Below are 14,259 nucleotides of genomic sequence, written 5' to 3' on the forward strand. Positions count from 1 at the left end.
CCATGAGAGCTACGCTCGAATGGCTCGAAGCTTGCGCACACACCGACCCTCCCGTCTCCCCTTCTGGCAGAAGGGAGGGTCAACGTCTGAGACGCATCTAAATCAGCCCCATGCGCGCCAGTTCTGCGGCAATCTCGGCCGAATTCTCATTCGCGCCCGCCTCCAGGTCCGGCGGCGCATCCTCGACGCGCAGATAACGCCAGCCCTGGAACGGGCGTTTAGGGTAAGGCACGGTGCGGATGATGTCCGGCGACATGATGATGTCGCAAAAATCCTTGCCCTCGGCGTCGGTATAGGGCGCCAGCCGCAGGATGGGCTGTCGGCAGCAGATCGCGCCCGACATCACCCAGTAGATCGAACCCTGCCCCTCCATCTCGGCGCCGCGCTTGGGCATCATGCGGGTGCGATGGACATGCACATCCTCGCCATAGTCAGCGCCCCACCAATGGGCACGCTGGTCCCGGTAGCTCTCCAATTCCTCCACGCTGGAAACGCCAACGCAGAGCTTGACCATATGGATCATGCCAGCGTCCCCGGCGCCACTCGGCCCTGGATGACGTCGATCTCGTCATCGTCCACGATCCAGGGTTCCTGGAGCGCCAGCGCCCGCCAAGCCTGAAAGGCCGGCAGCGCATAGATCGCCTCGACATAGCATTGGGCCACGTCGGACACGGGGAGTTCATAGGTGCGCAATCGCGTTGCCAGCGGCGCAAACATGGCGTCAGCAGCCGAGAAATCCCCGAACAGATAGGGCCCGGAAGAACGCCCCAGCAGGTCACCCCACAGCGTTTCCACGCGATGAAGATCCCTGCGCACGGCATCAAGATCAATTTTGCCGGGATGGCTGGCGCGCAAATTCATCGGTGCGTGAGTGCGCAAGGCGCTGAAGCCAGCATGCATTTCAGCCGCTGCGGCGCGGGCCAGCGCGCGTTCGGCGCGGTCGCGCGGCCAGATCGCCCTGTCCGGAAAACTGTCAGCCAGATACTCGATGATAGCGATGGTTTCGGGCACCACCAGCTCACCGTCGAGCAGCACCGGCACCTTGGCTGTCGGAGACCGCGCGGCCAGGTTTTCCCGCCAGCCCGGCCCGGACAATTGCAGCACTTCGTCCTCGAACGGGATCTCGAAATGCTTCAGCACCAGCCAGGGCCGCAGCGACCAGGTTGAATAATTGCGATTCCCGATCAAGAGCTTCATCGAATGTCCTCACGCACAGCAGCGCTTCGTTTTGCGGTTCGAACCCGCCGCAGTCAAGCAAGGGGAGCGGCTCACCAAGCCCTTCAAAAGAAGAAGGGCGCCCAGTGGCCGGGCGCCCTCCCCTAAACTCTTTGCCAGTGAATAACTCCAACGTCCCTTCTAGACGCTAGCAACCACGGAGAAAACCAGCCCCACAGAGACGAGGCATACCAGCGCCCAGCTCATCGTCTGCCAGGCTGAGGTCTTGGTTTGACTGCGCATAGATCGCTCCTTGTCAGTCGTCCACACCGACCGGGTTAGGTCGGTAATGAATCGTTATCCGTGTCGCAGATGGGAAGCAAGCGACCAAACTGCAACACTCCGGCTCTGTGGAAAATGACACTTCGGTGTCAGAACAGACCGAACCAGAGCCCCGCAATTCCCAAAAACGCAAAGAAACCAATGACATCGGTGATGGTAGTGACAAACACCGCCGAGGCGATGGCCGGGTCGGCCTTGAGCTTGTCCAGGGCCAGCGGAACAAGAATTCCGAACGTCCCGGCCACGATCATGTTGATGACCATGGCCATGCCGATGACGATTCCAAGCTGCACATCGCCATAGCGGACTGCCGTGACGATGCCGATCAGCACGGCAAAGATCACCCCATTGACCACGCCCACCACCATTTCGCGGCGGATCAGGCGCCTCAGGCGCCCGCCATCGAGTTCGCGCATCGCAAGAGCACGCACCGTCACAGTCATGGTCTGCGCCCCGGCATTGCCCCCCATCGAGGCGACGATGGGCATCAGCACGGCCAGCGCCACCATCTGTTCGATTGTGGCGTTGAACAGCCCGATGACGAGGGACACCAGCACAGCGGTGACCAGATTGACCACGAGCCAGGGCACGCGGCTCTTCACAGTATCCAGGGTGGTGTCAGACACATCCTCATCGCCCACGCCGGCCATCAGGCGAATATCTTCTTCCGCCTCTTCCTGGATCACGTCGACAATATCGTCGATGGTCAAGACGCCCACCAGCCGGCCGCTTTCGTCCACGACGCCGACTTCGACCAGATCGTAGCGCTCAAAGCTACGCGCAGCCTCTTCCTGGTCTTCCTCAGCATTCACCAGCACGAAATTGGTGTTCATGATGCTGTCGATCTTGGTCGCGCGGGGGGTGCGCAGGAACTTGTCCAGCGGCAAGGTGCCCAGCACGGTATAGGACGCATCAACGACATAAAGCTGGTAGAACTCGTCCGGCAGGTCCTTTTCGGCGCGCAGATAGTCGATCACCTGGCCCACTGTCCAGAACGGGGGAATGGCGATGAAATCGGTCTGCATCCGGCGCCCGGCCGAATCCTCGGGAAAATCGAGGCTCCGCTTCAGCGTCAGCCGCTCAAAGACGGGCAAGGCCGAGAGAATTTCGTCCCTATCGACTTCTTCGAGGTCCTCGAGCAGATAGACCGCGTCGTCATTGTCGAGTTCGGCCACGCCCCGGGCAATTGCCGCGTTGGGCAGGGCTTCCATGATTTCGAGGCGGATGCTCTCATCCACCTCGGTCAGGGCCGAGAAGTCGAACTTTTCGCCCAGCGCGTGGACCAACGCCAGGCGCTCGGCAGCATAGAGCTGCTCGAGCACGTCGCCGACCTCGGAATGATGCAGCGGCTCCATGACCAGTGCGACATCGTCATTTCTGCCCGCCTCTAGGAAAGCGCGCAGCCGCTCGAGCCAGAGCGCACTGATCCGGCCGTCCGCGTCGCGGAACACATTGTTATCATTCCCGGTATCGAAACCGGGCGCCGGATCAAATTCTTCGCTCATCGGGAGCCCTTTGTGTTTCTGGGGGTTTCAGGGGCAAGTAAAGCTGTAGCCAATCACCCTGTGATGCGCCAGAGTGCAAGCGAGGCTTTTTCATCAATTGCGGAGACGATGCGCGAATGACCGAAGCCAAGGACCTCGAACGCGCCTTTGCCCGAATTGTCCAGCTTGTCGATCAACGCGGCCTGCCCGGCGTGTCCCGATCAAGCGGCGCCTCCCCGGCCCTGCTGGTCGCGGATTCGACCCTGGCCGAGCTGCACGACGAAGCCGTGCTCGCGCTGGCCTGCCCCCGGCACCAGAAAGTGCTGCTCATGGACATCTCGCCAAAAGTCTATTTCGAGACTGAACAGCAGGTCGGACAGAACGTGGTTCTGGTCCATCTCGACAAGATCGATGACGAGGAACTCTCCTTGCGCCTGCATGATGCCTGGGAATATGTCGCGCCGGACAATCTGCGCAAATATGTCGATTAGCGCAGCGCCAAAAAGAGGAAACCGCCCCCGGCTGCTACCAGGGGCGGCTTGAGAAACCTCCCGAGCTGGACGCCAGTAGTCAGTCGACTCGCAGACCGCTTTCCTTGTTGAATCCATGCAGCGCTGCCAGCGGCAGCACGAAGTCGACCTTGTCGGCTTCCCCGACACTGGCGCGGCCCTGCTGCACCAGGATCAGCGTCTGATCGAGGCCCTCGACCCGGACGTAGAGATGGCTTTCTCCACCCACCGGTTCGATCAGCTCGACCGTGCCGGAAAGCGCAATACCCTCGCCGGACCCGACAACCACCTCGTCGGGACGAATGCCGACAATATCCGTGCCCGTCGGCAGGTTGGGCATGGTCCCGCCTGCAATCGCCTGCAGCGCCGCAATGGGCAGCAGGTTCATCGGCGGCGAACCGATGAAGCCGGCCACGAACAGGGAGGCCGGCTTGTCATAAAGCTCGATCGGCTTGCCGACCTGCTCGATCCGTCCACCATTCATCACCACCAGTCGGTCAGCCAGGGTCATGGCTTCGAGCTGGTCGTGGGTCACATAGACACTGGTGGTCTTGAGGCTCCGCTGCAGGCGACGAATTTCGATGCGCATCTGCCCGCGCAGCTTGGCATCCAGGTTTGACAGCGGCTCATCGAACAGGAAGGCCTTGGGCTGGCGCACAATCGCCCGGCCCATGGCCACGCGCTGGCGCTGGCCGCCCGAAAGCTGGCGCGGTTTGCGATCCAGGAAAGGCGTGATTTCCAGGATCCGGGCCGCCTCATTGACGCGGCGATCGATTTCGTCGCGCGGCGTGCCCCGGTTCTTCAGGCCATATTCCAGGTTCTGGCGCACGCTCATATGCGGATAGAGCGCGTAGTTCTGGAACACCATGGCGATGTCGCGCTCGGCTGGCTCCTTCTTGTTCACCACATCCTCGCCGATGGAAATTGTGCCATCGGTGATGGTTTCGAGCCCGGCAATCATGCGCAGCAGGGTGGACTTGCCGCAGCCTGACGGCCCGACCAGCACCACCAGCTCGCCATCGGCGATCGAAAGATCCAGCGCATGGATGGCCGTGACATTGCCCTGATAGACCTTGCGAACGCCCTTGAGATCGATGCTTGCCATTTTTCTTATTTCTCCGTTTCGACCAGGCCTTTAACGAACAGGCGCTGCATGAAGATGACGATGAGGACGGGTGGCAGCATGGCCATGACGACGGCCGCCATGATGGTGTTCCATTGCGGATCGGCGTCAGCAACGGCGGCCATCCGTTTCACGCCCATCATCAATGTGTAGTATTTCGGATCTGTGGTCACCAGCAGCGGCCACAGATACTGCATCCATCCATAGATGAAGAGAATGACGCAGAGCGCCGCAATATTGGTCCGCGAGAGCGGCAAAAGAATATCGCGGAAGAATTTGAGTGGCCCGGCCCCGTCCACCCGCGCCGCTTCCATCATCTCATCGGGAATGGTCATGAAGAACTGACGGAACAGGAATGTCGCCGTTGCCGAGGCAATCAGCGGAATTGTGAGACCCGCATAGGAGTTGAGCATGCCAAGGTTCGCCACCACGGCGAAGGTGGGAATGATACGCACCTCGACTGGCAGCATCAGCGTGATGAAGATCAGCCAGAACGCCAGTACCCGTCCGGGAAACCGGAAATAGACGATGGCATAGGCCGAGATGATGGAAATGGCGATCTTGCCCACCGTGATGATGATCGCCATCCAGAGCGAGTTCCAGGCCATCAGCCAGAATGGGGCGACGCCGCGGCGCTGTTCGGTCAGCACCTGAACCACATTGTTCCACAGCTCGGCGCCGGGCAGCAGCGGCATCATACCTGACGAAAGCGCCGTTGGGCCATGGGTTGAGGCAATAAGCGCGATATAGACCGGGAACACCACGATCACCACGCCGCAGATTAGCACGAAGTGGGTGAGGAAAGTCAGCCAGGGACGATTTTCGACCATTGACCAGCCTCCTAATACTGGACCCGGCGTTCCACGTAGCGGAACTGGATCACGGTGAGCACGATGACAAAGAGCATGAGGATGACTGACTGGGCCGAGCTGGACCCCAGGTTCAGCCCGATATAGCCGTCGGTGTAGACCTTGTAGACCAACGTATTGGTGGCCTGGTTCGGCCCGCCCGCAGTGGTCGCATCGATCACCCCGAAGGTGTCGAACATGGTGTAGTTGAGATTGACGATCATCAGGAAGAATGTGGTCGGCGAGAGCAGCGGAAACACGATGGTCCAGAACCGCTTGAACGGCCCTGCCCCGTCGATCGCCGCAGCCTCGTTGAGCGATTGCGGCACGGACTGCAGCCCGGCCAGGAAAAACAGGAAATTGTAGGAAATCTGCTTCCAGCTCGCCGCGACGATGATCAGGATCATCGCATGTGTGCCATTGAGCTGATGGTTCCAGTCCAGCCCGAAGAATTCGAGCATATAGGGCAGAATGCCGGTCGAGGAATTGAAAATGAACCACCACAATATGCCGGCCACCACGGGCGAGACCGCATAGGGCCAAAGCAGCATGGTCGAATAGGCGGTGCCCGCACGGATCAGCCGGTTCACCGCCACTGCCAGCACCAGCGCCAAACCCATGGAGATGATCGTTACCGCCAGCGCAAACAGGGCCGTACGGCCCACTGAGGCCAGATAGTCGGGCTCCTGGAACAGGCGCAGATAATGCAGCAGGCCCACGAAACTGGTCGAAAGCCCGAACGGATCTTCCCGCTCAAAGGATGATTTCACCGCCTGTCCGGCCGGCCAGATGAAGAAGATGATCGTGATGATCAGCTGCGGCGCTACCAGAAGATATGGCAGCCCCTGCGAGGGAAAGACTGTGCGTTTGGTATCCATGGACCCGATCCGCGGAAGCGACAGTTGTAGCCGCTCCAATAAAGACGAATAGGCGGGGCAGACCAGCTGCCACCGCCCGGTAGTGTCAGTCCGCCTTACTGATTGGCAGCCTGGAAATCGCGCAGGATCTGGTTGCCGCGGCTGACCAGATCGTCGAGCGCCTGCTGGGCGGTCTTGTCGCCGGTCAGCAGAGCCTGGAATTCCTGGTCGATCACGTCACGGATCTGGACGTAATTGCCGAAACGCAGGCCCTTGGAGTTTTCGGTCGGGGCGTTCAGGGTCATCTGCTTGATGGCCACGTCCGAACCCGGATTGGCTTCGTAATAGCCCTGTTCCTGACCCAGATCGTAGGCAGCCTGGGTGATCGGCAGATAGCCCGAGAACTGGTGCCAATCGGCCTGAACCTCAGCCGAGGAGAGGTACGAGAAGAAATCGGCAACACCCTTGTACTGGCCTTCATCGGCACCCTGCAGGACCCACAGGGTCGCGCCACCGATGATCGAGTTCTGCGGCTCGACTTCTTCGTAGTGCGGCAGCATGCCGAAGCCGACTTCAAAACCCTCGGCATTGGCCAGAACGCCAGCGCGCGAGGCCGAGGAGTTCATGTAGATGGCGCATTCGCCGGTATAGAACTTCGACGGAGCATCTGCACCACCGCCCGGGCCGCCATACTGGAAGACGCCTTCATCCTGCCAGTTCTTGAGGTTTTCCCAGTGCTTGGCCTGCAGCGGGCCATTGACGACGAATTCGGTATCCAGGCCGCCAAAGCCGTTTTCCAGCGTGCCGATCGGCTGGTTGTGCCAGGCCGAGAAGTTTTCCAGCTGTGCCCAGGAGATCCAGCCGGAGGTGAAACCACAGGTGGCGGCACCCGATTCCATGATCTGGCGCGAGAAGGCTTCCAGCTCTTCCCAGGTCTTGGGCGGCATTTCAGGATCAAGACCAGCGGCCGCGAACACGTCCTTGTTGTAGTACATGATCGGGGTGGAGGAGTTGAACGGCATCGAAAGCATGTTGCCCTCGGTGTCGGTGTAGTAGCCAACAACGGTCGGCAGGTAGTCGGCCGGGTCGAACTCGGCGCCCATGTCGGCCATGAGCTGATAGACCGGATACACGGCGCCCTTGGCGGCCATCATGGTGCCGGTGCCCACTTCAAAGACCTGCACGATTTCAGGCTGCTCGCCAGCACGAAAGGCAGCGATGGCAGCGGTCATGGTCTCGGCATAGGTGCCCTTATAGACCGGGGTCACGACATAGTCGGACTGGCTGGCATTGTAGCCGGCCACGATTTCTTCGAGCTTTTCACCCAGCTCGCCACCCATGGCATGCCACCAGGTCACTTCGGTTTGCGCAAAAGCCACGGAGGTGGAAAGCATCAGCGAAAGGGCAGCAAGGCCCACGCGGTTCAGAGTCTTCATGGTTGTCTCCCAATGGGCCAGTGCGACCGCATCGGGCCGCCCGGCTCCAGCCAGACCTGTATTGTGTGTGAGCACCGGCCCGATATGTTCGAAACAATACGAAACAAACCGAAAGGCCCGGCGCACAAGCCGTCCGCCCTCGGGCACCGACCTGCCCGTCCCCTCTATTGAGCTTGCTTGACGTTCACTTGAAGCTTTAATGACGCTTGGATGACGGTTCACATCGATGGACAGAAGTTCGTTTGAACGCACGATGGCCCTCACGCGCGCTGAACATTTTCATCTCGTCACCGTGTCGAAACACCCCGCGTCCTATCGTCGTCCCTGGAGCAACGCGCGAGAATCCGGACACCCGTTTCTCGCGGCACGTTGCGACGACAAGAGTTGGAGCCGATGTGCGGGTTCAATCGGAACGCGCAAGACTTCGGAACGAGCACGATGCAAAAGGGACCGACCCATCATGCCAAAAACGACCACGACGCTGAGCTGTGCCTGCGGCCAGTTCCACCTCGAAGTGACCGGCGACCCGTTCATCACCGCCGAATGCCACTGCACTTCCTGCCGCAACGCCGTGCAACGCCTGTCGGTCTTGCCCCCGGCTTTCCCCATCGCGGGCGACAATGGTGGCGTCCCTTATGCCCTCTACCGCAAGGATCGCGTGCGCTTTCCCGACGGCACGGACAAACTCGCCGAATTCCGCCTCAGCGACGAAGCACCAACGCGCCGTATCCTGACCACTTGCTGCAACACGCCGGTCTTTACCGAGTTCGAGGCCGCCCATTGGTTCAGCCTATTTGCCGGCCTCTGGCCTGAAGGCCAGCGTCCTGCCGCCCGGATCCGCACCCAGACCGGCGATATCCCGGATGGCGTGACGCTCGACGATTCCCTCCCCGCCGGAACCATGACAACGGCAGGCTTCTACGCCAAACTGCTCGGGGAATGGATCGCCATGGGGTTCAAGTCCCCCGGGATCACGATCGAGGAGAAGATCAATGCCTGACTCTGACGACAAGATCACGATCGGCAATGTGAACCACCCCGGCCACAGCGAGCGGGTGGACCGTGCCAAATACATGGCCATGCACGATGCGCTGCTGGCCATTCTGCCCGCCGAGCCGCCCGGTCTGAGCGTCGCCGAGGCCAAGGAAGCGCTGCTGCCGCACCTCTCCCAGGAGCTCTTCCCCGGCGGGGACAAAGCCGGCTGGTGGCTCAAGGCCGTTCACCTGGACCTGGAATCAAAGAAGATCATTGCCCGCGCCAAGGGCAGCCCGGTGCGGCTTCATAAGCTCTGAAAGGGGCAAGAAACGCTTAGGGCCACTTCATCGTTCTCAAAAACGATGGAGTGGCCCTAAGAGACTGGTGCGGTCGAGAAGACTCGAACTTCCACGCCTTGCGGCACAGCGACCTCAACGCTGCGCGTCTACCAATTCCGCCACGACCGCACAGTGTGGTAGAAGCTTTGGCGCCTGCGGCCCCGAAGCGAGTGGGGGTGTAGCAAAGCTGTTGCATTCCCACAAGCGGATAATCGGAGATTTTCGCGTCCCTGTGCAAAGAGCATCAAGGCCCCGCAGCGATGGGCAGGCCTCAGCCGAAGCGCAGCACCTTCTCGGTGACGAACACCCGCAAGTGCCCCTCTTCCACATTCACCTCGCCCTTTGCGACCAGCGTGCTATTGGCATAGATGCGCAAGGGATCGTGCTCGGTGGCGTCCAGTTCGATCACCGCGCCACGGCCCATGCGCAGCATGTGGTGAATCGGCATGGTGGTCGCGCCCAGCTCGACCGTGATATCGACTTCAATATTGTCCAGGGTGTTCATAAATAAGGTGCAGTCCCGGGTCCGACGCCGCAGCGCCAAGGATTCGTTTGCCCATGAAGGTCAGCCAGATCTGGTTATGGAAGTCTTAACAAACATCAATGAAGCGTGCGAAATCGGCGCGAAACTGCACCGCGACGACGCAGGGCCGGTCGAATGGCGCATTTTCGAGCGCCCACTGGACTATGAAACCGCCCTGGCCATGATGGATGAGCGGGTGGCCGCCATCGCCGCCGGCGCAGCGCCCGAGGCCGTCTGGCTGCTCGAACATCCTCCGCTTTATACCTCAGGCACCTCGGCCCGCCCCGAAGACCTGCTTAGTCCGCGCTTTCCGGTCTATCCCGCCGGTCGTGGCGGGCAGTACACCTATCACGGCCCTGGCCAGCGCGTGGCCTATGTCATGCTGGACCTGACCAAACGCGGCCGCGATATCCGTTGCCTGGTGCAGGGACTGGAACAGTGGGTCATCGACACGCTTGCGGCGCACAATATCTCCGGCGGGCGCCGCGAGGGTCGCGTCGGCGTCTGGGTGTCGCGCCCAGACAAGGGGCTCGCCCGGGAGGACAAAATCGCGGCCATTGGCGTTCGGGTGCGCAAATGGGTTACCTTTCATGGCATTTCGCTCAATATCGCGCCCGACCTTTCCCATTATGACGGTATCGTGCCCTGCGGCATTACCGACCAGGGCGTGACCTCATTCGAGGATCTGGGGGCTCTGGTCTCGATGGCCGAAGTTGATTCGGTGCTGCGCGGGCGGTTTGAAGCGATTTTTGGACCCACCAGCCTTGCCATTGCGGCACCATCCGACCAACTTGCGCAATAGACGAGGGATTCTAGGAGCCTGCCATGACTTTGGATGACTTGAAGCGCCTGCTGACGCGCCAGACCCTGTTCCGGCTCGATGCAATCCTCTCACCACGCCTGGTGCCCATCTTCTATGCCCTGGGCCTGGCTGCCATCCTGCTCTGGGCCGTCAGCCACTTCTTCTTCCGCTTCGGCACCAGTTTTGGTGACGGCCTCTGGGGCCTGCTTGAGATTGCCGTGTTCGGCCTGCTCTCGCTGGTCGGGCTGCGCATCGGCTGCGAGGCGCTGCTGGTCTGGTTTAAGAGCCAGGAAGCCACTGGCGACACGGTGCAGCGCTCGCGATTCTCCGCATCCCTGCTCGACGAGGTGCGCGACGCCATCCGCGATCTGGCCGAGGAAGGCGAGGAACGCGACTTTGCCGAGGCCGATGAATACATCACCCCGGCCACCGAGCCGCTGCCGCAGACAAAGCCGGACGAGGAACCGCCCCGCGAACCAGCGACCAAGCCTGGCGAGACTCACAAGCCCCGCCGCACCGCCAAGCGCACCCCGCCCAAATCGGTCACCTGAACGCGAAAAGGCCAAGCTACCACTTCACCTCCCCCTCCGAAGGGGCAGGCAAGCGCAGCTTGGCCCGCAGGGCGTAGCGGAGCTCGGAGGGTGTGGCTACTTTCCGTTCACGGCCCAGCGGCCCGGACCGGCGAACACCAGGAACAGGAACACAAAGCAGAACAGAATGGCCGCGTCGCCACCATTATTGGTGGGGAAGAAATTGGCCGGCGCATGCGCCATCCAATAGGCAAAGGCCATGGTGCCCGAGGCGATGAAGGCCGCCGGACGGGTAAACAGGCCGACACCGATCAGAATGCCGGTGATGATTTCGATCACGCCGGCAAACCAGAAGATCGAGAACATTGGCGGCGCAAATTCGGCGGCCGGGAAGCCCATCAGCTTCTGGGTGCCATGGGCGAGGAACAGCAGTGCGGCAACGATGCGCAGCACGGACAGGGCCTGCGGCGCGTATGCGGAGAGACGGTCGGTCATAAGAGAATTCCTTCTTGCTGCGCCAAAGGGCGCTGAACAGAACTCTGACCTAGCCCGTGGTCGGATCAGGCAGAACCCGGCAATCAGCGCACGCGCTGTTCACCCAACCTAAACAGTAACGTTCGCGTGTTCGCCGTTTCATGCAAGGCAGACAAGCCCGTGTTGCCGGTCAGTCACATTGCGTAACCGCCCAACATTCTGTATGACGCGCCATCCTATCCAGCACCGGACAATGTGACGCGCATGACTCAGGCGCCCAAAATCGGGCTCGTCAGCCTCGGCTGCCCCAAGGCTCTCGTCGACAGCGAGCGTATTATGACCACCCTGCGCGCGCAGGGCTATTCGTTCAGCCGCGACTATGCCGGGGCCGATGTCGTTCTGGTCAATACCTGTGGCTTCCTCGACAGTGCCAAGCAGGAAAGCCTTGAGGCCATTGGCGAAGCCCTGAATGAAAACGGTCGCGTGATCGTTACCGGTTGCCTGGGCGTCGAGGAGAACCTGATCCGCGAGACCCATCCCAGCGTCCTCGCCATCACCGGCCCGCACCAGTACGAAAGCGTGGTCAACGCGGTGCATGACCATGTGCCGCCCGTGCCGAACAAATTCGTCGACCTGGTGCCGGAAAGCGGCCTCAAGCTGACGCCGCGCCACTATGCCTATTTGAAGATTTCCGAAGGCTGCAACAATCGCTGCTCGTTCTGCATCATCCCGCAGATCCGTGGCGATCTGGCCTCGCGCCCGGCCGCCGGTATTTTGTCCGAAGCCGAAGGCCTGATCCGATCCGGCGTCAAGGAATTGCTGGTCATCTCGCAGGACACCAGCGCCTATGGCCTCGACATCAAATATGCTGCGAGCAAATATCGCGGCCGCGAGGTCAAGGCCAAGTTCTACGACCTGGCCAAGGAGTTGGGTGAACTCGGTGCCTGGGTGCGCCTGCACTATGTCTATCCCTACCCCCATGTCGATCAGGTCATGGAACTGATGGCCGACGGCCTCGTCCTGCCCTATCTCGACATTCCTTTCCAGCACGCCTCACCCAAGGTCTTGAAGGCCATGCGCCGCCCCGCGCATCAGGAAAAGACGCTCAATCGCATCCTCGACTGGAAACGCCAGGTTCCGGACCTCACCGTGCGCTCCAATTTCATCGTCGGCTTTCCCGGCGAGACCGAGGAAGATTTCGAGATGATGCTCGACTTCATCGAAGAAGCCGAAATCGACCGCGCCGGCTGCTTCAAATATGAGCCCGTCACCGGCGCAACGGCCAATGAGATCGAAGGCGTGGTGCCCGACGAAGTCATGGAAGAGCGTTTCGCCCAGTTGATGGAAGTGGCGCAGAACGTCTCGTTCGGCCAGCTGCAGAAGAAGGTCGGCCGCACCATCGACGTCATCGTCGACGACGTCCGCCCCGAGCAGAACCGCGTCATCGCCCGATCCAAATGGGACGCCCCGGAAATCGACGGCCAGGTCATCGTCGACCAGGCAGACGGCATCAAGATCGGCGACATCGTCCAGGTCACTGTCACCGACAATGACGAATACGACCTTTTCGCGGTGCCCGCGAAGGGCTGAGTCCCCCAAATTCGTGATGGCCTCGCGCGGAACGGACGCGCGGGACCGGCGTTCGGTGATGCAAATGGAGGCTCACATGGAACGCTACTTCTTCAACCACCGCGATCAGTCCGGCGACCTGCAGATCGATATCGACGGCATCATGCTGCCTTCGTTGCATAGTGCTGTCGACGAGGCCAGCTTTGCTGCCAGCAACGCTCTCGGCCTGTCGGACGGACCGATCCGCGGCTGTTTCGAAATCGAGGACGGCGCTCGTAAGCTGGTTGCCAGGGTTCCCTACGCAGTAGAGTCTGACCGGCACTAGCGGGCAAAGGCATTGAACGGATTGTCATGCGTCAGTTGCGTGATGGTCTCCTCGCTCACCCCCGCATTTCGTAGCTTGGGCAGGAATTGTCCCACCAGATGCGTATAAGGCCTGGGCGTGCCGCCCCCGGGTTTGGCCGGATCATACCATCCCAGGTCATGACTCAGCAGCAATTGCCCTTCCAGCCCCGCCTCCAGAGCCTTGAGCACAAGCGCCAGCACATCCTCATCCGGATCGCGTCCGACATGGTCATATTCGATCCAGGCGCCACGCGCCGCGACCGCGCGATTGAGTTCGAAATCTGGCTCGGCCTGCGTATGGATCGACAGGAAGCGGTCGGCTGATCCACCCTCCGCCTCAACAATATCGAGCTGATCCATCACCACCCGGCCCTTGATCGTATGCGAACCAATCAGCGCCCCGGTCTGGGCCGAAGCCCGAGCTGCCGCGCGCAGAATCTTGGTTTCCATTGGGGTGATTCCATCATCACCCGCGCTTACCTTGATCCATGCGGCCACTACCCCGGTATCATCGACGCCGGTGGTCAGATGCCCCACCATCCATGCCTCGAGCTCCGCTTCGCTTGCCGAAACGACCCAATCGGGAATCCATGGCTCACGATAATTGCCGGTCGGTACGACGATGGGAAATCCGGTGGCCCGCGACACCGCCAAGTCCAGATCCACTCGCAGCCCCACCCCGCCGGTGGAACATTCAATCAGCGCCGTCACGCCCTGCGCCTTGATCGCCTCGATCTGCGGCGCCATCAGCGCCACCACATCCCTGGCATCGGCCTGGGCATAGCCCGGCTGGTCGGGCGTCCGCAGATCCACAAAAACATGTTCGTGCGGCAGAATCAGTCCTAGTTGGTCCCGCTTCAGCGGCCCCAAAGTAGTATGTAATGTCGTCATCAAGCTCTCCAAGAGTGGCAAGTTTTCCATACCCCCCTCGCGGCGGCAACCGGCCCTG

The 14,259-nt window shown here is 60.9% G+C and carries 17 protein-coding genes and 1 tRNA gene; 7 read left to right on the top strand and 11 right to left on the bottom strand.

Going from position 1 to position 14,259, the window contains the following annotated elements:
* Positions 1-97: 97 nt before the first annotated feature.
* The 3 genes from GO014_RS04570 to mgtE form a co-directional block, all read right to left on the bottom strand.
* Positions 98-523, bottom strand: coding sequence for a DUF1489 family protein (locus tag GO014_RS04570; RefSeq protein ID WP_157289287.1), 426 nt, complete (start codon positions 521-523; stop codon positions 98-100).
* Positions 520-1,197, bottom strand: a complete 678-nt coding sequence (locus tag GO014_RS04575; RefSeq protein ID WP_116588595.1) for a glutathione S-transferase family protein — start codon at positions 1,195-1,197, stop codon at positions 520-522. Before GO014_RS04575 ends, GO014_RS04570 begins: the two co-directional genes overlap by 4 nt.
* 389 nt (positions 1,198-1,586) lie before the next feature.
* Positions 1,587-3,002, bottom strand: coding sequence for a magnesium transporter (gene mgtE / locus GO014_RS04580; RefSeq protein WP_157289288.1), 1,416 nt, complete (start codon positions 3,000-3,002; stop codon positions 1,587-1,589).
* 116 nt (positions 3,003-3,118) lie between these two features.
* On the opposite strand from mgtE, the gene GO014_RS04585 reads away from it, so the two are divergent.
* Positions 3,119-3,472: a hypothetical protein gene (locus tag GO014_RS04585; protein ID WP_157289289.1), complete on the top strand. Its 354-nt coding sequence runs from the start codon at positions 3,119-3,121 to the stop codon at positions 3,470-3,472.
* Positions 3,473-3,551: 79 nt separating this feature from the next.
* Here GO014_RS04585 and GO014_RS04590 read toward each other — a convergent pair whose 3' ends face one another.
* From GO014_RS04590 to ugpB, 4 genes are all read right to left on the bottom strand, one after another.
* Positions 3,552-4,595, bottom strand: a complete 1,044-nt coding sequence (locus GO014_RS04590) for a sn-glycerol-3-phosphate import ATP-binding protein UgpC (RefSeq protein ID WP_157289290.1) — start codon at positions 4,593-4,595, stop codon at positions 3,552-3,554.
* Positions 4,596-4,600: 5 nt separating this feature from the next.
* A complete protein-coding gene (ugpE, locus tag GO014_RS04595) occupies positions 4,601-5,443 on the bottom strand; it encodes a sn-glycerol-3-phosphate ABC transporter permease UgpE (protein ID WP_157289291.1) in 843 nt (280 codons plus the stop codon).
* An 11-nt stretch (positions 5,444-5,454) separates the two neighbouring features.
* The gene (gene ugpA / locus GO014_RS04600) at positions 5,455-6,339 is read right to left on the bottom strand and encodes a sn-glycerol-3-phosphate ABC transporter permease UgpA (protein WP_116588590.1); all 885 of its coding nucleotides are present in this window, start codon (positions 6,337-6,339) and stop codon (positions 5,455-5,457) included.
* Between the two features lie 95 nt (positions 6,340-6,434).
* The gene (ugpB, locus tag GO014_RS04605) at positions 6,435-7,754 is read right to left on the bottom strand and encodes a sn-glycerol-3-phosphate ABC transporter substrate-binding protein UgpB (RefSeq protein ID WP_157289292.1); all 1,320 of its coding nucleotides are present in this window, start codon (positions 7,752-7,754) and stop codon (positions 6,435-6,437) included.
* Between the two features lie 460 nt (positions 7,755-8,214).
* Between ugpB and GO014_RS04610 the strand changes: the two genes are divergently transcribed.
* Both GO014_RS04610 and GO014_RS04615 read left to right on the top strand, forming a co-directional pair.
* A complete protein-coding gene (locus GO014_RS04610; RefSeq protein WP_157289293.1) occupies positions 8,215-8,754 on the top strand; it encodes a GFA family protein in 540 nt (179 codons plus the stop codon).
* A complete protein-coding gene (locus GO014_RS04615) occupies positions 8,747-9,046 on the top strand; it encodes a DUF6958 family protein (protein ID WP_157289294.1) in 300 nt (99 codons plus the stop codon). The genes GO014_RS04610 and GO014_RS04615 overlap by 8 nt, the downstream gene beginning before the upstream one ends.
* 65 nt (positions 9,047-9,111) lie before the next feature.
* Here GO014_RS04615 and GO014_RS04620 read toward each other — a convergent pair.
* Both GO014_RS04620 and GO014_RS04625 read right to left on the bottom strand, forming a co-directional pair.
* Positions 9,112-9,196: transfer RNA gene (locus GO014_RS04620), tRNA-Leu, on the bottom strand.
* 142 nt (positions 9,197-9,338) lie between these two features.
* A complete protein-coding gene (locus GO014_RS04625) occupies positions 9,339-9,572 on the bottom strand; it encodes a FliM/FliN family flagellar motor switch protein (RefSeq protein WP_104894216.1) in 234 nt (77 codons plus the stop codon).
* Positions 9,573-9,648: 76 nt separating this feature from the next.
* On the opposite strand from GO014_RS04625, the gene lipB reads away from it, so the two are divergent.
* Together lipB and GO014_RS04635 are read left to right on the top strand one after the other, a co-directional pair.
* Positions 9,649-10,392 (top strand): lipoyl(octanoyl) transferase LipB, encoded by a 744-nt coding sequence (gene lipB, locus GO014_RS04630; protein WP_157289295.1) that lies wholly within the window; start codon positions 9,649-9,651, stop codon positions 10,390-10,392.
* 23 nt (positions 10,393-10,415) lie between these two features.
* Positions 10,416-10,943 (top strand): DUF4282 domain-containing protein, encoded by a 528-nt coding sequence (locus tag GO014_RS04635; RefSeq protein WP_157289296.1) that lies wholly within the window; start codon positions 10,416-10,418, stop codon positions 10,941-10,943.
* A 96-nt stretch (positions 10,944-11,039) separates the two neighbouring features.
* Here GO014_RS04635 and GO014_RS04640 read toward each other — a convergent pair whose 3' ends face one another.
* Complete coding sequence (locus tag GO014_RS04640) at positions 11,040-11,417, bottom strand: DoxX family protein (RefSeq protein WP_116588585.1); 378 nt, start codon at positions 11,415-11,417, stop codon at positions 11,040-11,042.
* Positions 11,418-11,660: 243 nt separating this feature from the next.
* On the opposite strand from GO014_RS04640, the gene rimO reads away from it, so the two are divergent.
* Together rimO and GO014_RS04650 are read left to right on the top strand one after the other, a co-directional pair.
* The gene (gene rimO, locus GO014_RS04645; RefSeq protein ID WP_157289297.1) at positions 11,661-12,986 is read left to right on the top strand and encodes a 30S ribosomal protein S12 methylthiotransferase RimO; all 1,326 of its coding nucleotides are present in this window, start codon (positions 11,661-11,663) and stop codon (positions 12,984-12,986) included.
* Positions 12,987-13,062: 76 nt separating this feature from the next.
* A complete protein-coding gene (locus GO014_RS04650; protein WP_133244482.1) occupies positions 13,063-13,290 on the top strand; it encodes a DUF6894 family protein in 228 nt (75 codons plus the stop codon).
* Here the strand turns inward: GO014_RS04650 and GO014_RS04655 are convergent.
* Positions 13,287-14,201 (bottom strand): phosphotriesterase family protein, encoded by a 915-nt coding sequence (locus GO014_RS04655; RefSeq protein WP_157289298.1) that lies wholly within the window; start codon positions 14,199-14,201, stop codon positions 13,287-13,289. The two genes, GO014_RS04650 and GO014_RS04655, sit on opposite strands and share 4 nt — an antisense overlap.
* Positions 14,202-14,259 lie beyond the last annotated feature (58 nt).

This window comes from Devosia marina (genome assembly GCF_009758415.1).
GTDB classification, from domain to species: domain Bacteria; phylum Pseudomonadota; class Alphaproteobacteria; order Rhizobiales; family Devosiaceae; genus Devosia; species Devosia marina.

Excerpts from the sequence above, each read along its gene's own strand:
- GO014_RS04570 (WP_157289287.1), bottom strand. The coding sequence starts at position 523 with ATGATCCATATGGTCAAGCTCTGCGTTGGCGTTTCCAGCGTGGAGGAA.
- GO014_RS04575 (WP_116588595.1), bottom strand. The coding sequence starts at position 1,197 with ATGAAGCTCTTGATCGGGAATCGCAATTATTCAACCTGGTCGCTGCGG.
- mgtE (WP_157289288.1), bottom strand. The coding sequence starts at position 3,002 with ATGAGCGAAGAATTTGATCCGGCGCCCGGTTTCGATACCGGGAATGAT.
- GO014_RS04585 (WP_157289289.1), top strand. The coding sequence starts at position 3,119 with ATGACCGAAGCCAAGGACCTCGAACGCGCCTTTGCCCGAATTGTCCAG.
- GO014_RS04590 (WP_157289290.1), bottom strand. The coding sequence starts at position 4,595 with ATGGCAAGCATCGATCTCAAGGGCGTTCGCAAGGTCTATCAGGGCAAT.
- ugpE (WP_157289291.1), bottom strand. The coding sequence starts at position 5,443 with ATGGTCGAAAATCGTCCCTGGCTGACTTTCCTCACCCACTTCGTGCTA.
- ugpA (WP_116588590.1), bottom strand. The coding sequence starts at position 6,339 with ATGGATACCAAACGCACAGTCTTTCCCTCGCAGGGGCTGCCATATCTT.
- ugpB (WP_157289292.1), bottom strand. The coding sequence starts at position 7,754 with ATGAAGACTCTGAACCGCGTGGGCCTTGCTGCCCTTTCGCTGATGCTT.
- GO014_RS04610 (WP_157289293.1), top strand. The coding sequence starts at position 8,215 with ATGCCAAAAACGACCACGACGCTGAGCTGTGCCTGCGGCCAGTTCCAC.
- GO014_RS04615 (WP_157289294.1), top strand. The coding sequence starts at position 8,747 with ATGCCTGACTCTGACGACAAGATCACGATCGGCAATGTGAACCACCCC.
- GO014_RS04625 (WP_104894216.1), bottom strand. The coding sequence starts at position 9,572 with ATGAACACCCTGGACAATATTGAAGTCGATATCACGGTCGAGCTGGGC.
- lipB (WP_157289295.1), top strand. The coding sequence starts at position 9,649 with ATGGAAGTCTTAACAAACATCAATGAAGCGTGCGAAATCGGCGCGAAA.
- GO014_RS04635 (WP_157289296.1), top strand. The coding sequence starts at position 10,416 with ATGACTTTGGATGACTTGAAGCGCCTGCTGACGCGCCAGACCCTGTTC.
- GO014_RS04640 (WP_116588585.1), bottom strand. The coding sequence starts at position 11,417 with ATGACCGACCGTCTCTCCGCATACGCGCCGCAGGCCCTGTCCGTGCTG.
- rimO (WP_157289297.1), top strand. The coding sequence starts at position 11,661 with ATGACTCAGGCGCCCAAAATCGGGCTCGTCAGCCTCGGCTGCCCCAAG.
- GO014_RS04650 (WP_133244482.1), top strand. The coding sequence starts at position 13,063 with ATGGAACGCTACTTCTTCAACCACCGCGATCAGTCCGGCGACCTGCAG.
- GO014_RS04655 (WP_157289298.1), bottom strand. The coding sequence starts at position 14,201 with ATGACGACATTACATACTACTTTGGGGCCGCTGAAGCGGGACCAACTA.